Below are 12,969 nucleotides of genomic sequence, written 5' to 3'. Positions count from 1 at the left end.
GATCATGAGTGACTATAAGCATACGCTTAATCTGCCTGAAACCGCATTTCCAATGCGTGGAAATTTAGCCCAACGTGAACCTCAAATGTTGAAGCTTTGGCAAGAAAAAGAGCTATATAAAAAGATCCGCGAAGCGAAAAAAGGCAAAAAGAGTTTTATTTTGCATGACGGCCCTCCTTACGCAAACGGCGATATTCACTTAGGTCACTCAGTAAATAAAATCTTAAAAGACATTATTGTTAAGTCTAAAACAATGTCTGATTTAAATTCGCCTTATGTTCCTGGTTGGGATTGCCACGGATTACCAATTGAATTAATGGTTGAAAAGAAAGTTGGTAAGCCAGGTAAAAAAGTCACAGCTGCAGAATTCCGTGAAAAATGCCGTGCTTATGCGCAACGTCAAATCGATGGGCAAATGGAAGGGTTTAAACGCTTAGGTGTTTTAGGTGATTGGAATAATCCTTATAAAACGATGGATTTCAGTTCGGAAGCTAATATTATCCGAGCATTAAGTAAAATCATCGATAATGGTCATTTGCAAAAAGGTTCAAAACCTGTGCATTGGTGTACCGATTGTGGTTCTGCATTAGCAGAAGCTGAAGTTGAGTACAAAGATAAAGCGTCACCGGCGATCGATGTTAAATTTAATGCAGTCGACACCGACGCTGTTGTTGCAATGTTTGAACACCCAGATCATCTTCAGGGTGAAGGTGACGTGTCATTTGTAATCTGGACCACAACACCTTGGACATTACCAGCAAACAGAGCTATTGCACTTGCTGCTGACGTAGAATATGTTCTTGTACAAGTTGAAGATGATGAACAAAACAAATTTAGATTGGTTGTTGCCGCTTCACTGCTTACCGATGTCATGGACCGTTGGGGCTTCACTAAATATCATGCTCTTGGTTTTGCTAAAGGTGACTCTTTAGAGAATGTTCAGGTGCAACATCCGTTCTATGATTTTCATGTTCCAGTAGTATTGGGTGATCACGTTACAACTGACGCTGGTACGGGATGTGTGCATACCGCACCTGGCCATGGTCAAGAAGATTTCACCGTGGGTTTACAATATGGACTTGAAGTTGCAAATCCAGTAGGACCGAATGGTGTTTATGTTGAAGGTACTGAATTTTTTGCAGGACAGCATGTGTTTAAGGCGAATGCCTCCGTTGTCGCAAAATTAGAAGAAACCAATACGTTATTAAAACATGTGTCATTTGAACACAGTTACCCACATTGTTGGCGTCACAAAACGCCAATTATTTTCCGCGCTACGCCGCAATGGTTTATCAGCATGGATCAAGCTGGACTGCGCGGTAAGTCAATCGAACAAATTAAACAAGTTCAGTGGTTACCAGAATGGGGTCAAGGCCGCATTGAAGGGATGGTTGAAGGCCGTCCAGACTGGTGTATCTCACGCCAAAGAACCTGGGGGGTGCCAATTCCATTATTTATCCATAATGAAACCGATGCACTTCATCCAGATAGCCCAGCGTTGATGGAAAAAGTCGCACTGGCAGTCGAAAAAGACGGTATTCAAGCATGGTGGGATCTCGACCAAGCTGAATTGTTAGGTGCAGAATCAGATCAATACCGTAAAGTACAAGATACTTTGGATGTCTGGTTTGACTCAGGTGTTACCCATCACTTTGTGGTTGATGCCCGTGAGGAATTTGAACAAGCTGCTGACTTATATTTAGAAGGTTCTGACCAACATCGTGGTTGGTTTATGTCGTCATTAATGACGTCTGTTGCGATGAATGATGTTGCACCTTATAAACAAGTATTGACCCATGGATTTACTGTCGATAAAAATGGTCACAAGATGTCTAAATCATTAGGCAATGTGGTTTCACCAAAAGATGTAACGGGTAAATACGGTGCGGACATTCTACGTTTGTGGGTAGCCTCGGCGGACTATACAGGTGAAATGACGGTATCAGACGAAATATTTAAGCGCGCCGCAGATACGTATCGCCGTGTAAGAAATACCTCTCGATTTTTACTTGCAAACTTAAATGGTTTTGACCCGAAACAAGATATTGTTGACGTGAATGAAATGGTTGCGTTGGATCGTTGGATCGTAAGTAAAGCGGCACGTTTGCAGCAAGAGATTATACAGGCTTACGATAAATATCAGTTCCATGTTGTTATGCAAAAGCTGATGAATTTCTGCTCAGTAGATTTAGGCAGTTTTTATCTTGATGTTATTAAAGACCGTCAATACACCGCTAAAGCGGATTCAACAGCTCGTCGTTCATGTCAAACCGCGCTGTATCTTATTGCCGAAGCGATGACTCGCTGGATGGCTCCTGTATTGTCGTTTACCGCTCAGGAAATCTGGGATACTTTACCAGGAGAGCGCGACGAGTTTGTCTTTACTGACGTATGGTACGATGGCATCGAACAATACTCAGCCCAAGGTGAGTTAGGTGATAAATATTGGTCAACCGTATTATCGGTTAAAGAACAAGTAAACCGTGCGCTTGAGATTGCCAAAAAAGATAAATTGTTGGGCGCATCGCTAGAGGCTGAGTTAACTTTGTATGTATCAGATGAATTATTAAATACATTACAAACACTCGAAGATGAATTGCGATTTGTCTTAATCACCTCTGTAGTGAACTTAGCACCATTAACTGACAAACCAGATACGGCATTTGAGTCAGAAATCAGCGGCTTATTTATTGGCATTAAAGCGAGCACGGAACAAAAGTGTGAGCGTTGTTGGCATCATTCAGTTACCGTTGGTATTCATCCGGAACACTCCGATTTATGTGGCCGTTGCGTTGAGAACGTGACCGGTGCGGGTGAGTTTAGGAAATTTGCTTAATGAAGTTATTAAACAAGTTTCCCGGATTACTGTTTTTGTTGTTAAGCCTTGTTGTGGTGCTTTTTGATCAAGGCACCAAAATTTGGATTATTAATAACTTAGCACTTTATCAAGATATTAATGTTCTGCCGGTTTTTGACATCACGTATGTCAGAAATCACGGTGCAGCGTTTAGCTTTTTAAGCGACGCGGGTGGTTGGCAGCGTTGGTTTTTCACTATTATAGCGATTGTTATTAGTGTTTTATTGACATTTTGGATGGCAAAAACACCTATAAAACAAAAATTGTTATTGACTGCTTATGCCCTTATTTTAGGTGGGGCTATAGGCAATGTGGCAGATCGAATGATGTATGGTTATGTCGTCGATTTTCTCCATTTTTATTATGACAGTTGGCACTTTCCTGCATTTAATATTGCAGATGTTGCAATTAGTTGCGGTGCAGCGTTGTTAATTCTTGAAGCCTTTATTGACTTTAATCAGTCAAAAAAAGACGACAACAGCAAAAAAATACCAAATTAGGAAGTGTAAAAATGAAAATTGAAACTGGTCATGAAGTTGTTTTCCATTTTTCAATCAAACTGTCAGATGACTCGGTTGCCGATAGTACTAAAGTAAATAACAAACCCGCTAAGTTAACAATTGGTGATGGTAACCTAACACCAGGTTTTGAAGCTTGTTTAATTGGTTTGGAAAAAGGTGACGAAAAGTCTTTTACTTTACAACCTGAAGAAGCATTTGGTGAGCCTAATCCAGACAATATTTACTATTTGGATCGAGATAAATTTGGTTCAGATATTCCTGCTGAAGTCGGAACTATTGTTGCTTTTACGCAACCAGATGGGGCCGAATTGCCAGGCATGATACGAGAAGTCGTAGGTCAGTCAGTTACAGTTGATTTTAATCACCCATTAGCAGGTCAGGTATTAACGTTTGATGTCGAAATATTAGACGTATTACCAACTACAACAAAATAGAGGCGAGAAATGGAAATATTATTAGCAAATCCTAGAGGCTTTTGTGCCGGTGTTGACCGTGCAATATCCATTGTAGAGCGTGCTCTTGAAATATTTCAGCCACCAATTTATGTTCGTCATGAAGTTGTACACAATAAATTTGTTGTTAATGGCCTGCGAGAGCGAGGCGCGTTATTTGTTGATGAACTACACGAAGTACCCGACGAGTCGATTGTTATTTTCTCTGCGCATGGTGTTTCTCAAGCCGTTAGAAATGAAGCAAAACAACGTGGACTTAAAGTATTTGATGCAACTTGCCCATTGGTAACTAAAGTTCATATGGAAGTCACACGAGCGTCAAGAAAAGGCACTGAGTGTATTTTAATTGGCCATGAAGGACATCCGGAAGTTGAGGGGACAATGGGGCAATATAGCAGCGATGAAGGCGGGATTTATTTAGTAGAATCACCTTCTGACGTTGCTAATTTAAATGTTAAAAATCCAGATGAGTTGTATTATTGTTCTCAAACAACGTTGTCGGTTGATGATACGGCTGATGTTATAGATGCTTTGAGAGAAAAATTTCCGAAGATAAAAGGCCCTCGTAAAGACGACATTTGTTACGCCACACAGAACAGGCAAGATGCGGTTCGTGAATTGGCACAAAAGGTAGATTTACTTTTAGTGGTTGGTGCGAAAAATAGCTCTAATTCAAATCGGTTAAGAGAATTAGCTGAGAAAGTTGGTACGCGAGCTTATCTAATCGATGATGCGTCTAATATCAATGAGACGTGGATTGATGAATGTTTAAGTATTGGTGTTACAGCTGGGGCATCGGCCCCGGAAGTGTTAGTAAAAGGTGTTATAGACAGGTTGAAGGCGTTAGGTGCAAATCACGTCTTAGAAAATCCTGGTAAAAAAGAAAATATCGTTTTTGCCGTCCCTGCTGAATTGCAATAAAAAGAGTGATAGGCTAAAAACTACGCAAACAGTTAGAAAGGAACTAAACTTACTTATTGGCTTACGCCAAAGTTAAGTGGTAGTACGGATATGAAAAATAAAGTACTGAATAAAGCGACGTTTTCTGGTCAAAATGGTGTGGGATTAATTGAAATTTTAATCTCACTGTTTGTCATATCTATTGGTATTTTAGGGCTAGTTGGCCTGCAATTTACTGTGTCTACCTCTAATCAAGATGCCTACGTTAAAACGCAAGCCACCATTATTGCGGAAAGTTTGGCGGATAGGATCCGTATTAACCGCCAGTTCCAAAACCGAGACGATGAAACAGTACCAGTTCGTGACGCCACTGATAATGCCTATACCAATTTAAATAACTTTAATTTTAGAAATCTTTCTAGCTGCGACAGCAATGAGTTTGAATGTTTTTGTCGAGCGATTCCGGCCGCCGTTGTTAGTTGCCGAGATGAAGGCGCGGAAAATGCTGAGCTTTGCACCGCCGATCAATCAGCTATTTTTGATGCCTATGAAACAAGCTGCCAAGCTGCTGCCATTATGGATAATATGGAAGTTGGAGTTACTGCCATCGGCGCGGTTGCCGACGCTAGTGGCGACCCGGTCCCACCCCATTCAATGTTAACAATCTATGTCGCTTGGCCTGCCACTATATGGAAAAATCTAGACCGAGCACAAAGCCAGCTTTGCAATACTGTACTTGATTCACAGGGAATTGCGGGTGAATATGAGTGTGTGCATTTGGATCTGTTGTTAGGGGAAGGATTATGAGGCTAAAGTCCAATATTAAGGTTAGCGGTTTTACCTTAGTTGAGATGCTTATCTCAATGACATTAGGACTTATTATAACAGCTGGACTCGTTAAGGTTTACCAAAGTAATAATCAGCTACTGACCTATAATTATGCCTTGTCTAATATTCAGCAGGATGGGCGGTATATCATTTCGGCGTTAAGGCAATCATTATTACCTGTTGGTCGTTATAATGAATTTTCTGCCAACTTGGACCGCAATATAGATGTAGATATGGAAGCGACCTATATTCGGGCTCATTCCATTGTGTTAGAAGCTGATTATGATGTGGATCCAACACTTGGCTCAAAAGAGGGGGCAGATGAAGCGCCTGACACATTGTTCATAAATATCATGGCAAATAGAGCATGCACAGGCTCTAATTTTGATTTTGCAGTTGATGCTGAATTTCACGTCGTAAACGAATATTACACTGAAGATAATACTCTTCGTTGCCGTGGACATGACGGTCGTTACTTGCGTGGATTAAAAGCAAATGGCGCCAATGGTCAATCTGTAACACTGATGGAAAATGTTTATGATTTTCAAGTTATGTATGGCATCAGCTGGCCTATAGGAAATACAGAAACCGGTATGGTAACGTCTTGGGTTACCGCGGCCCGACTCGCTGAATTTGTAGAAGCAGATGGGAGTATACCGGTCGTTGCTTTAAAAATTGCTGTTTTGATAAAAAATGACGATGAGATCGCACTTGGTCAAACTCGAAACTTAAAATTACTCGGACACGATGCATTTATACCAGATGATGACGGTTTGTATCGAGTTTTTGAGACGGTCATATTAATGCGTAATGCATGGAATAATGTGATCGCTGGAGGTTAATTATGAAATATCGTTTACAAAAAGGCATCGTTTTAGTTATTAGCTTAGTGCTATTAACGTCGATGACTGTCGTTGGTGTGAGTTCGGTGTCTTCAGGGGTTTTGCAAACTAAGATGGCGACAAATCAAAATACCTTATCATTAGCGTTTGATGGCGCTGATGCGGCAATTGAGGGCATTGTTCATGAAAGTTCCTCAACAAACTTGAGGGCAGGAACGATTGAAGATGTTAATGGTAACCAGTTGTTTGACGTTTTAACACAAGCGCGAAATTCAGGACAGATAACTGACGACAATCAGGTGGATTTTAACAATTTACCGACATGTGATGACATTGCTGATGCGAATTGGGCGGAGCGAAGTGTTACCGCAAATGGATTACAGGACGATACTGTGATGGAAGGGACGACTGCAATGAGAGCAAGTCCAGAAGTTTGGGCGTGGTCTAAATCTGCTTATATTGGATTAAAGAACTTAACCGACGCTAATTCAGGATTGGTTTCTAGTATTGTCGACACCGACGGTGCTAGAAATCGAACTATCTTGGAAGTTTTTGTTGTTAAAGGGTGTGGCCATGTATCTGGATCTGTTGTAAATGCTGCCAATACACTTGTCTTATCTAGGCAAACGACAGAATCAGGAGATTGATAATGCGCAAATTACGCGACCTAATTATTACAGGTTTTGTTTCATCAATCGTCTCATTTAGCGCGTTTGGTGATGACATAGAAATTTATTACGGCATTTCAGACGAGGCAGTCGAAGTAAACCCTAATGTCGTTTTCATTTTTGATACGTCGGGCTCTATGTCAGCTACAGATGGCACGAGTAGCAGCCGTATGTTTAAGTCTAAAGAAGCACTAAAGTTAGCGTTAAACAATATCTCTGGCGTGAATGTTTCGCTAATGCGTTTTAATGATGATGGCGGCCCAGTGTTAATGCCGGCGACAGACATAGATGCTATTTGGCCTAGTAATGAGGTTGTGCGGTCACTTAATGGTGATTATGATTTTGCAATATCACAAAAAAATGGCTCATTGGATACCAAATTTTCAAGAGAATATTTAATCGATAATGATCATAAACGTGCCCATGCACTGCGATTTACTGACTTTAATATTCCCCACGGTTCAACAATAAATAGTGCCCATATCACATATTTCTCAGAATATAGTTCATCTGAAGACTCCATAACAATTGCGTATTTTGGTTCGTTAGCAGATGACCCTGGTGAGTTTGTCGATGGCAGTGACTTTGATGACTTATATCTAAATAGCTCAGGGAGTGTTGATACGACCGAAAGAAAATGTAACAAAACAGGAGTTGTTTGTTGGAAGCCGGATGGTTGGCTGAATGAAGATTACCCAATGAATACACCTGATTTATCCGTTATTGTGCAAGCTATTGTAGATGATGCTGATTGGGAAAGTGGTGATCCTATACTAATTTTTGGTTTAGCGGATAGCAAAGCAAGTTCAGATCAATTTCAAGTATTTAGCCACGCGGCGGCTCGTATTTCACGAAAACAAAAATCTCCACAACTGCGAATTGTTTATACCCCGCCTAATGGTTCTGAACATAAATATACAGCAAGAGATAAGTTAATAAGTTTAACAGAAGAGTTTGTTGCTGAGGGCACAACGCCAGTTGTAGATACCATGTATGAAGCCTATTTATATCTTAATGGTAAAAATGTATTTAATGGTGGAAGTCGTGGGCGTTATAACAAGGTAAGAAGTTTAGCACGCTTAAGTCATCCAGATACGTTTACCGGTTCATCAATTACAACACCTGTGGATTGTAATACAGAACAACTAACGTCGTATGAATGTCGAGATCAAAAAATTGAAGACCTTGATAAAGCAAAATACATATCGCCAATTAGTGGTGAATTGGGGCAGTGCCAGGCAAACTATTTGGTTCTGTTTAGTGACGGTGAACCTAATGCGACAGACCGAGATGGCGATATAAGTAGTATTATCGGTAGTACTTGTCAAAATGAAAATTGTGCAACAGCTCTTGCAGAATATATGGCAACACCGCCAAGTGAGCGTAGCGTTTCTAATAATGACGCGCAGGTTTTTACCTATACCGTTGGCTTTGAATCGAGTGGTTTTGACGATCAATATCTAAAAGATTTAGCTGCCGCTGGTTCTGGTTCATTTTATTCTGGTAAAACTGCTAATGAATTAGCATCGGCATTTACGTCTATTTTTGTCGAAGCGAAAAAAGGTTCAAGCACGTTTGTAGCACCAGGTATATCGGTAAATCAGTTTAATCGGTTGACTCATTCGAATGATATTTATTACGCTTTGTTTGATCCAACAAGCTCTGAATATTGGCCGGGCAACTTAAAAAAATACAAATTAATAGATAGTGTTGTTCAAGATAAGAATGAAGAAAATGCGATTTCCAGTGATGGCTTTTTTAAAGACAATGCCCATGATTTTTGGGCAACTAGCGGCTCGTTAAGTGGCACATTTGTTAGTCGAGGTGGTGTCTCTGCAAATCAAAGAGTTGCAAGAAATATATATTCTAATATGGCGAATAGTTCAACTCCTTTATCTGAAGAGGATGAACGTATCACAGCGAGTAATTTAGGTTTACTGACAGTCGATGAAGATTATCGTAATACCTTAATTAAATGGATGTTAGGCTATGATATGAAAGACAAGGATGGCGATGGTGAAACGGATGAACCTCGCTATGAAATGTCTGATCCTCTGCATTCAGAACCCTTGTTTCATCGCTACTCTGATGACAAGTCCGCTATATTTATTGGTACAAATGAAGGTTACCTAATGTCAATTGACGGTGATTCAGGCCGTGAGAATTGGGCATTTATACCTGAAGAATTAATCGATAATATTCCTGTCTATTTCCAAGACGGTAATGTATTTAATACTCGCACCTATGGTATGGATGGTTCGATTAATTCATGGACAGAAGACGGCAATACTTACATTATTGTTGGTCAGCGACGCGGTGGTAATCGCTATCATGTTTTAGATATTACGAGTCGTACATCTCCTCGCTATAAGTATTCGATTGAAGGTGGCACTGGTGACTATGCTCGTTTAGGGCAGACGTGGTCGAAACCGACAGTATCTTCGATTAAAATTGGTGAAGATACCAAGAAAGTTCTTATTTTTGGTGGTGGTTACGATCCGTTACAGGACTCGGTCAATATTCGAACGCCAGATACCGTGGGAAATTCCGTGTTTATCGTTGATGCGTCAACGGGTCAAAAATTATTTGAGATTTCGTCAAATACAAACGCTAACTATGTCATTTCAGAGATGAAATATGGTGTCCCTGCTCGGATTTCTGTGATCGATCGCGATTTTGATGGTCTTGCTGATCATCTTTATTTTGGTGACATGGGTGGACAACTATTCCGGGTAGACTTATACAACGGACAGACAACGTCAAAATTGGCCGTGGGTAAATTACTTTATTCATCGAGTGAAGATGCCAATATAGAGAAAACACGTCGTTTTTATAATTCACCTGACATTGCTGAAATAGTGCAAGATCATGACCATTATTACGCGGTATCAATAGGTTCAGGTTATCGAGCTCATCCGTTAGATGAAACAGTGCAAGATTCCGTTGTGATGATTAAAGATAAAGGGGTATTTATAAAAGAAGATGGACGCTATACCTTCCCTGAAATCTCTACAATTGTTCAAATTACGCCGGAATCTCAAAATCTATCTGATTCAGCTGAATTTGATGGTTACGAATTCAATTTAACTAAAGGTGAAAAAGTACTCACTGGGGTGTCGATTATCAATAGCCGACTCATATTCTCAACGTACGACCCAAGTTCAGCTGGTTTAGAGGAAAACTCTTGTTCGGCGGCTCAGGGCGGAGGCAGAGTCTATATTATTAATTTGCTCGACGGTAATGCGTTGATAGATATAAATAATGACAATAAGATTGATTATAATGACTCATTTGCAGTATTGGATAAGTCTGGGATCCCAGCGGAGCCTCGATTAATTATTACCGATCCTGACGCGCCAACAATTTGCATCGGCACAGAATGCGCTGACACTGTTGAATCGGCTGACGATGAGGGTGACATATTTAAGAAACTTACAAGTAAGGTTTCGGGTGCTAAGAGTAAATTGAAACGGGTCTATACCAATTCTTGGTCAACAGAAATAGAACCGACAACAAAGGATGATAGATGACATACAAACTAAAATGCCAAAATGGATTTTCCCTAATCGAGTTACTTATTGTCGTATCAATAATTGGGATTTTGGCTGGTGTTATTTATCCGAGTTACACTAGGCATGCCCAGAGCTCTTATCGTGCACAGGCTCAAGCTGATTTACTGGCACTCGCAACTGCAATGGAAAAACATCGCGCGACAACGTTTAGCTACGCTGGGGCTGCCGGCACATCTGACGCACCGACCGATACTGGCGCTCCTTGGATTTATGATGATCAGTCGCCATCGAATACAGGCTCAGAAGCTATTTACAATTTGACCATTCAAGCGGTTGGTGGCAATGGACGGACGTATGAGATCCGTGCAACGCCTGTTGCATCTGGCCCTGTTGGTCAAGGCAGTATGAAAGAAGGCATAATGAGTTATTTCTCTGATGGCCGAAAAGCTATTGATGCTGATCACGATGGTGCTTATAGCGCGGATGAATTTTGTTGGAAGTGTTAATATGCAAAATAACGTGAGGCGGTCTGGATTTACGATTATAGAATTGCTAGTTACCCTGGCGTTATTTAGTATTATCGCCACAACGGTAACGCCGTCATTGGGTAACTTTTATAAACGTAATAGAGTTGCATCGATTGTAAATAATCATATTTCAGCCATTCAATTGGCGAGGCATACCGCTGTATCTGAAAACGTGTTTGTGGTTGTTTGCCCTAGTTCCGACATGCAAAACTGCGAAGACGACTGGGCACTAAGTAAAATTGTTTTTGTTGATGAAGACGGTGATGGCTCGTTAGATGGCAATGAAGAAATCATCGCAAACATTGAAATGGTTAACGATTACAGGGTTGCATCCACACGTGACTCTTTACGTTTTGCGCCATTTAACACTGCCCAGAACAATACGGCCACAATTACAATTTGTCCTGATGAAGAAACAACCGTTTTTTCACGTGCTATTGTTATATCAAATGTAGGCCGAGTTCGACTTGAAAAAGATCAAGCCGAAATCGACTGCACAGATTAAGGATCAATCGTAAATCGTTGGGATAGGTAGCCGTTTATGTTGAGTTTTATTGAATATTTCCGTTAATTTCTCAGCAATGTGTGGCGCCACCTCTTTATTTTCTAAGAAGTCATCAATTTCATCATAAGTGATCCCAAGTGCTGATTCATCTTCTTTGCCTGGCGCAAGTTCTTCTAGATCGGCAGTCGGAGATTTTTCAACGAGTCTTTTAGGAGCGCCTAATTCAGCGGCTATAGCACGAACTTGCCTTTTATTTAGGCCAAATAGAGGGATTAAGTCACAAGCGCCATCACCCCATTTAGTAAAAAAGCCTGTGAGATTTTCAGCAGAATGATCGGTTCCTAACACTAAACCTCCTACTAAACCGGCTATTTCGTATTGTGCGGCCATTCTAGCGCGCGCTTTCACATTCCCCTTTACGAAGTCCACATGAGTGCTGGAAAACTTCGTAGAGATGTCTGTAGGCAATGACTGCATAACTTGGTGATGTAAACCGTTAACAGCATCTTTAACGTTAACCGTTAACACGTGGGTCGGTTTAATGAAACTTAACGCCAATTGGGCTTCATCTTCGTCAGCCTGAATATCAAAAGGTAAACGAATTGCAAAAAAGCTATATCCGCCGTTATGTTCTTCATTTAGTTGATCCACTGAAATTTGAGCTAATCTTCCGCAAGTAGAAGAGTCGACACCACCACTTATCCCTAAAATTAGGTTTTTCTGCCCAGAACGTAAAAGTGTTGCTTTGATAAACTCAACACGTCTGTTAATTTCGTGGTTTACATTGATAGTTGGTTGAACCATCATTTCCTTGCGAATTTGTTGTGCATCCATAAATGAATTTCTTCTCATGTTTAACTGGTTAGAATATTCTATGTTAACTAAAATAATTTCTCACTAATTGTAACCCGATCAGGTAAAAATATATGAAAAAAGTTACGGCGGTAATAAAACCTTTCAAACTAGATGATGTCCGTGAGGCGTTATCTGAAATTGGCGTTAATGGTATGACAGTAACAGAAGTAAAAGGTTTTGGTCGACAAAAAGGCCATACTGAGCTTTACCGTGGCGCAGAATACATGGTTGATTTTCTACCAAAGGTCAAACTCGAAATTGTCGTCAATGATGAGACTGTTGAGCAGGTCGTTGAAGCAATTTTAGAATCTGCTCAGACCGGGAAAATTGGAGATGGTAAAATATTTGTCGAAGCCATTGAAAGAGTTATTCGTATTCGTACTGGCGAAGAAAACGAAGAAGCGGTTTAGTGTATCGTTTAGTCTTGTTCAAAAATCGTAATTAAATAAATTTCTGACGAACAGACAAAAAAATACCGGAAGCAAGCTTCCGGTAAAACAAC

At 40.5% G+C, this 12,969-nt stretch carries 12 protein-coding genes; 11 read left to right on the top strand and 1 reads right to left on the bottom strand.

The features are described from left to right. Positions 1 to 4 precede the first annotated feature (4 nt). The 10 genes from ileS (at position 5) to Q4575_RS03680 (ending at position 11,612) form a co-directional block, all read left to right on the top strand. Positions 5 to 2,836: an isoleucine--tRNA ligase gene (ileS, locus tag Q4575_RS03725; RefSeq protein ID WP_303521354.1), complete on the top strand. Its 2,832-nt coding sequence runs from the start codon at positions 5 to 7 to the stop codon at positions 2,834 to 2,836. After that, the gene (gene lspA / locus Q4575_RS03720) at positions 2,836 to 3,357 is read left to right on the top strand and encodes a signal peptidase II (RefSeq protein WP_215962238.1); all 522 of its coding nucleotides are present in this window, start codon (positions 2,836 to 2,838) and stop codon (positions 3,355 to 3,357) included. Before ileS ends, lspA begins: the two co-directional genes overlap by 1 nt. Before the next feature lie 11 nt (positions 3,358 to 3,368). Then, positions 3,369 to 3,812, top strand: a complete 444-nt coding sequence (gene fkpB / locus Q4575_RS03715; RefSeq protein ID WP_215962237.1) for an FKBP-type peptidyl-prolyl cis-trans isomerase — start codon at positions 3,369 to 3,371, stop codon at positions 3,810 to 3,812. A 9-nt stretch (positions 3,813 to 3,821) separates the two neighbouring features. After that, on the top strand, positions 3,822 to 4,751 hold the full coding sequence (gene ispH / locus Q4575_RS03710; RefSeq protein ID WP_215962236.1) for a 4-hydroxy-3-methylbut-2-enyl diphosphate reductase: 930 nt from the start codon (positions 3,822 to 3,824) through the stop codon (positions 4,749 to 4,751). A gap of 90 nt (positions 4,752 to 4,841) precedes the next feature. Beyond that, on the top strand, positions 4,842 to 5,537 hold the full coding sequence (gene pilV, locus Q4575_RS03705; protein WP_215962235.1) for a type IV pilus modification protein PilV: 696 nt from the start codon (positions 4,842 to 4,844) through the stop codon (positions 5,535 to 5,537). Beyond that, positions 5,534 to 6,400: a PilW family protein gene (locus Q4575_RS03700; protein ID WP_303521352.1), complete on the top strand. Its 867-nt coding sequence runs from the start codon at positions 5,534 to 5,536 to the stop codon at positions 6,398 to 6,400. Before pilV ends, Q4575_RS03700 begins: the two co-directional genes overlap by 4 nt. A gap of 2 nt (positions 6,401 to 6,402) precedes the next feature. Continuing rightward, positions 6,403 to 7,047, top strand: a complete 645-nt coding sequence (locus Q4575_RS03695) for a PilX N-terminal domain-containing pilus assembly protein (protein ID WP_215962234.1) — start codon at positions 6,403 to 6,405, stop codon at positions 7,045 to 7,047. A 2-nt stretch (positions 7,048 to 7,049) separates the two neighbouring features. After that, entirely contained in the window at positions 7,050 to 10,598 is a 3,549-nt protein-coding gene (locus Q4575_RS03690; RefSeq protein WP_303521351.1) for a PilC/PilY family type IV pilus protein, read from the top strand. Beyond that, positions 10,595 to 11,086: a type IV pilin protein gene (locus tag Q4575_RS03685; RefSeq protein WP_215962232.1), complete on the top strand. Its 492-nt coding sequence runs from the start codon at positions 10,595 to 10,597 to the stop codon at positions 11,084 to 11,086. The genes Q4575_RS03690 and Q4575_RS03685 overlap by 4 nt, the downstream gene beginning before the upstream one ends. A gap of 1 nt (position 11,087) precedes the next feature. Next, the gene (locus tag Q4575_RS03680; RefSeq protein WP_215962231.1) at positions 11,088 to 11,612 is read left to right on the top strand and encodes a GspH/FimT family pseudopilin; all 525 of its coding nucleotides are present in this window, start codon (positions 11,088 to 11,090) and stop codon (positions 11,610 to 11,612) included. Positions 11,613 to 11,615: 3 nt separating this feature from the next. On the opposite strand, the gene nadE is transcribed toward Q4575_RS03680, so the two are convergent. Continuing rightward, the gene (gene nadE / locus Q4575_RS03675) at positions 11,616 to 12,446 is read right to left on the bottom strand and encodes an ammonia-dependent NAD(+) synthetase (protein WP_303521350.1); all 831 of its coding nucleotides are present in this window, start codon (positions 12,444 to 12,446) and stop codon (positions 11,616 to 11,618) included. Positions 12,447 to 12,538: 92 nt separating this feature from the next. Between nadE and Q4575_RS03670 the strand changes: the two genes are divergently transcribed. Further along, positions 12,539 to 12,877 carry a P-II family nitrogen regulator gene (locus tag Q4575_RS03670; protein ID WP_215962229.1) on the top strand — a complete coding sequence of 113 codons (339 nt, stop codon included), beginning with the start codon at positions 12,539 to 12,541 and terminating at the stop codon, positions 12,875 to 12,877. The last annotated feature ends 92 nt before the right edge of the window (positions 12,878 to 12,969 follow it).

This window comes from Psychrosphaera sp. 1_MG-2023 (genome assembly GCF_030548245.1).
GTDB lineage: Bacteria > Pseudomonadota > Gammaproteobacteria > Enterobacterales > Alteromonadaceae > Psychrosphaera > Psychrosphaera algicola.
Note: the sequence above shows the minus strand (reverse complement) of the source record. Positions and strands in the feature narration are given on the sequence as shown.

Bases quoted from the DNA above. Each gene is read 5' to 3' on its own strand.
- Q4575_RS03680 (WP_215962231.1), top strand. From the start codon at position 11,088: ATGCAAAATAACGTGAGGCGGTCTGGATTTACGATTATAGAATTGCTA.
- fkpB (WP_215962237.1), top strand. From the start codon at position 3,369: ATGAAAATTGAAACTGGTCATGAAGTTGTTTTCCATTTTTCAATCAAA.
- nadE (WP_303521350.1), bottom strand. From the start codon at position 12,446: ATGGATGCACAACAAATTCGCAAGGAAATGATGGTTCAACCAACTATC.
- pilV (WP_215962235.1), top strand. From the start codon at position 4,842: ATGAAAAATAAAGTACTGAATAAAGCGACGTTTTCTGGTCAAAATGGT.
- lspA (WP_215962238.1), top strand. From the start codon at position 2,836: ATGAAGTTATTAAACAAGTTTCCCGGATTACTGTTTTTGTTGTTAAGC.
- ispH (WP_215962236.1), top strand. From the start codon at position 3,822: ATGGAAATATTATTAGCAAATCCTAGAGGCTTTTGTGCCGGTGTTGAC.
- Q4575_RS03690 (WP_303521351.1), top strand. From the start codon at position 7,050: ATGCGCAAATTACGCGACCTAATTATTACAGGTTTTGTTTCATCAATC.
- Q4575_RS03670 (WP_215962229.1), top strand. From the start codon at position 12,539: ATGAAAAAAGTTACGGCGGTAATAAAACCTTTCAAACTAGATGATGTC.
- Q4575_RS03695 (WP_215962234.1), top strand. From the start codon at position 6,403: ATGAAATATCGTTTACAAAAAGGCATCGTTTTAGTTATTAGCTTAGTG.
- Q4575_RS03685 (WP_215962232.1), top strand. From the start codon at position 10,595: ATGACATACAAACTAAAATGCCAAAATGGATTTTCCCTAATCGAGTTA.
- ileS (WP_303521354.1), top strand. From the start codon at position 5: ATGAGTGACTATAAGCATACGCTTAATCTGCCTGAAACCGCATTTCCA.
- Q4575_RS03700 (WP_303521352.1), top strand. From the start codon at position 5,534: ATGAGGCTAAAGTCCAATATTAAGGTTAGCGGTTTTACCTTAGTTGAG.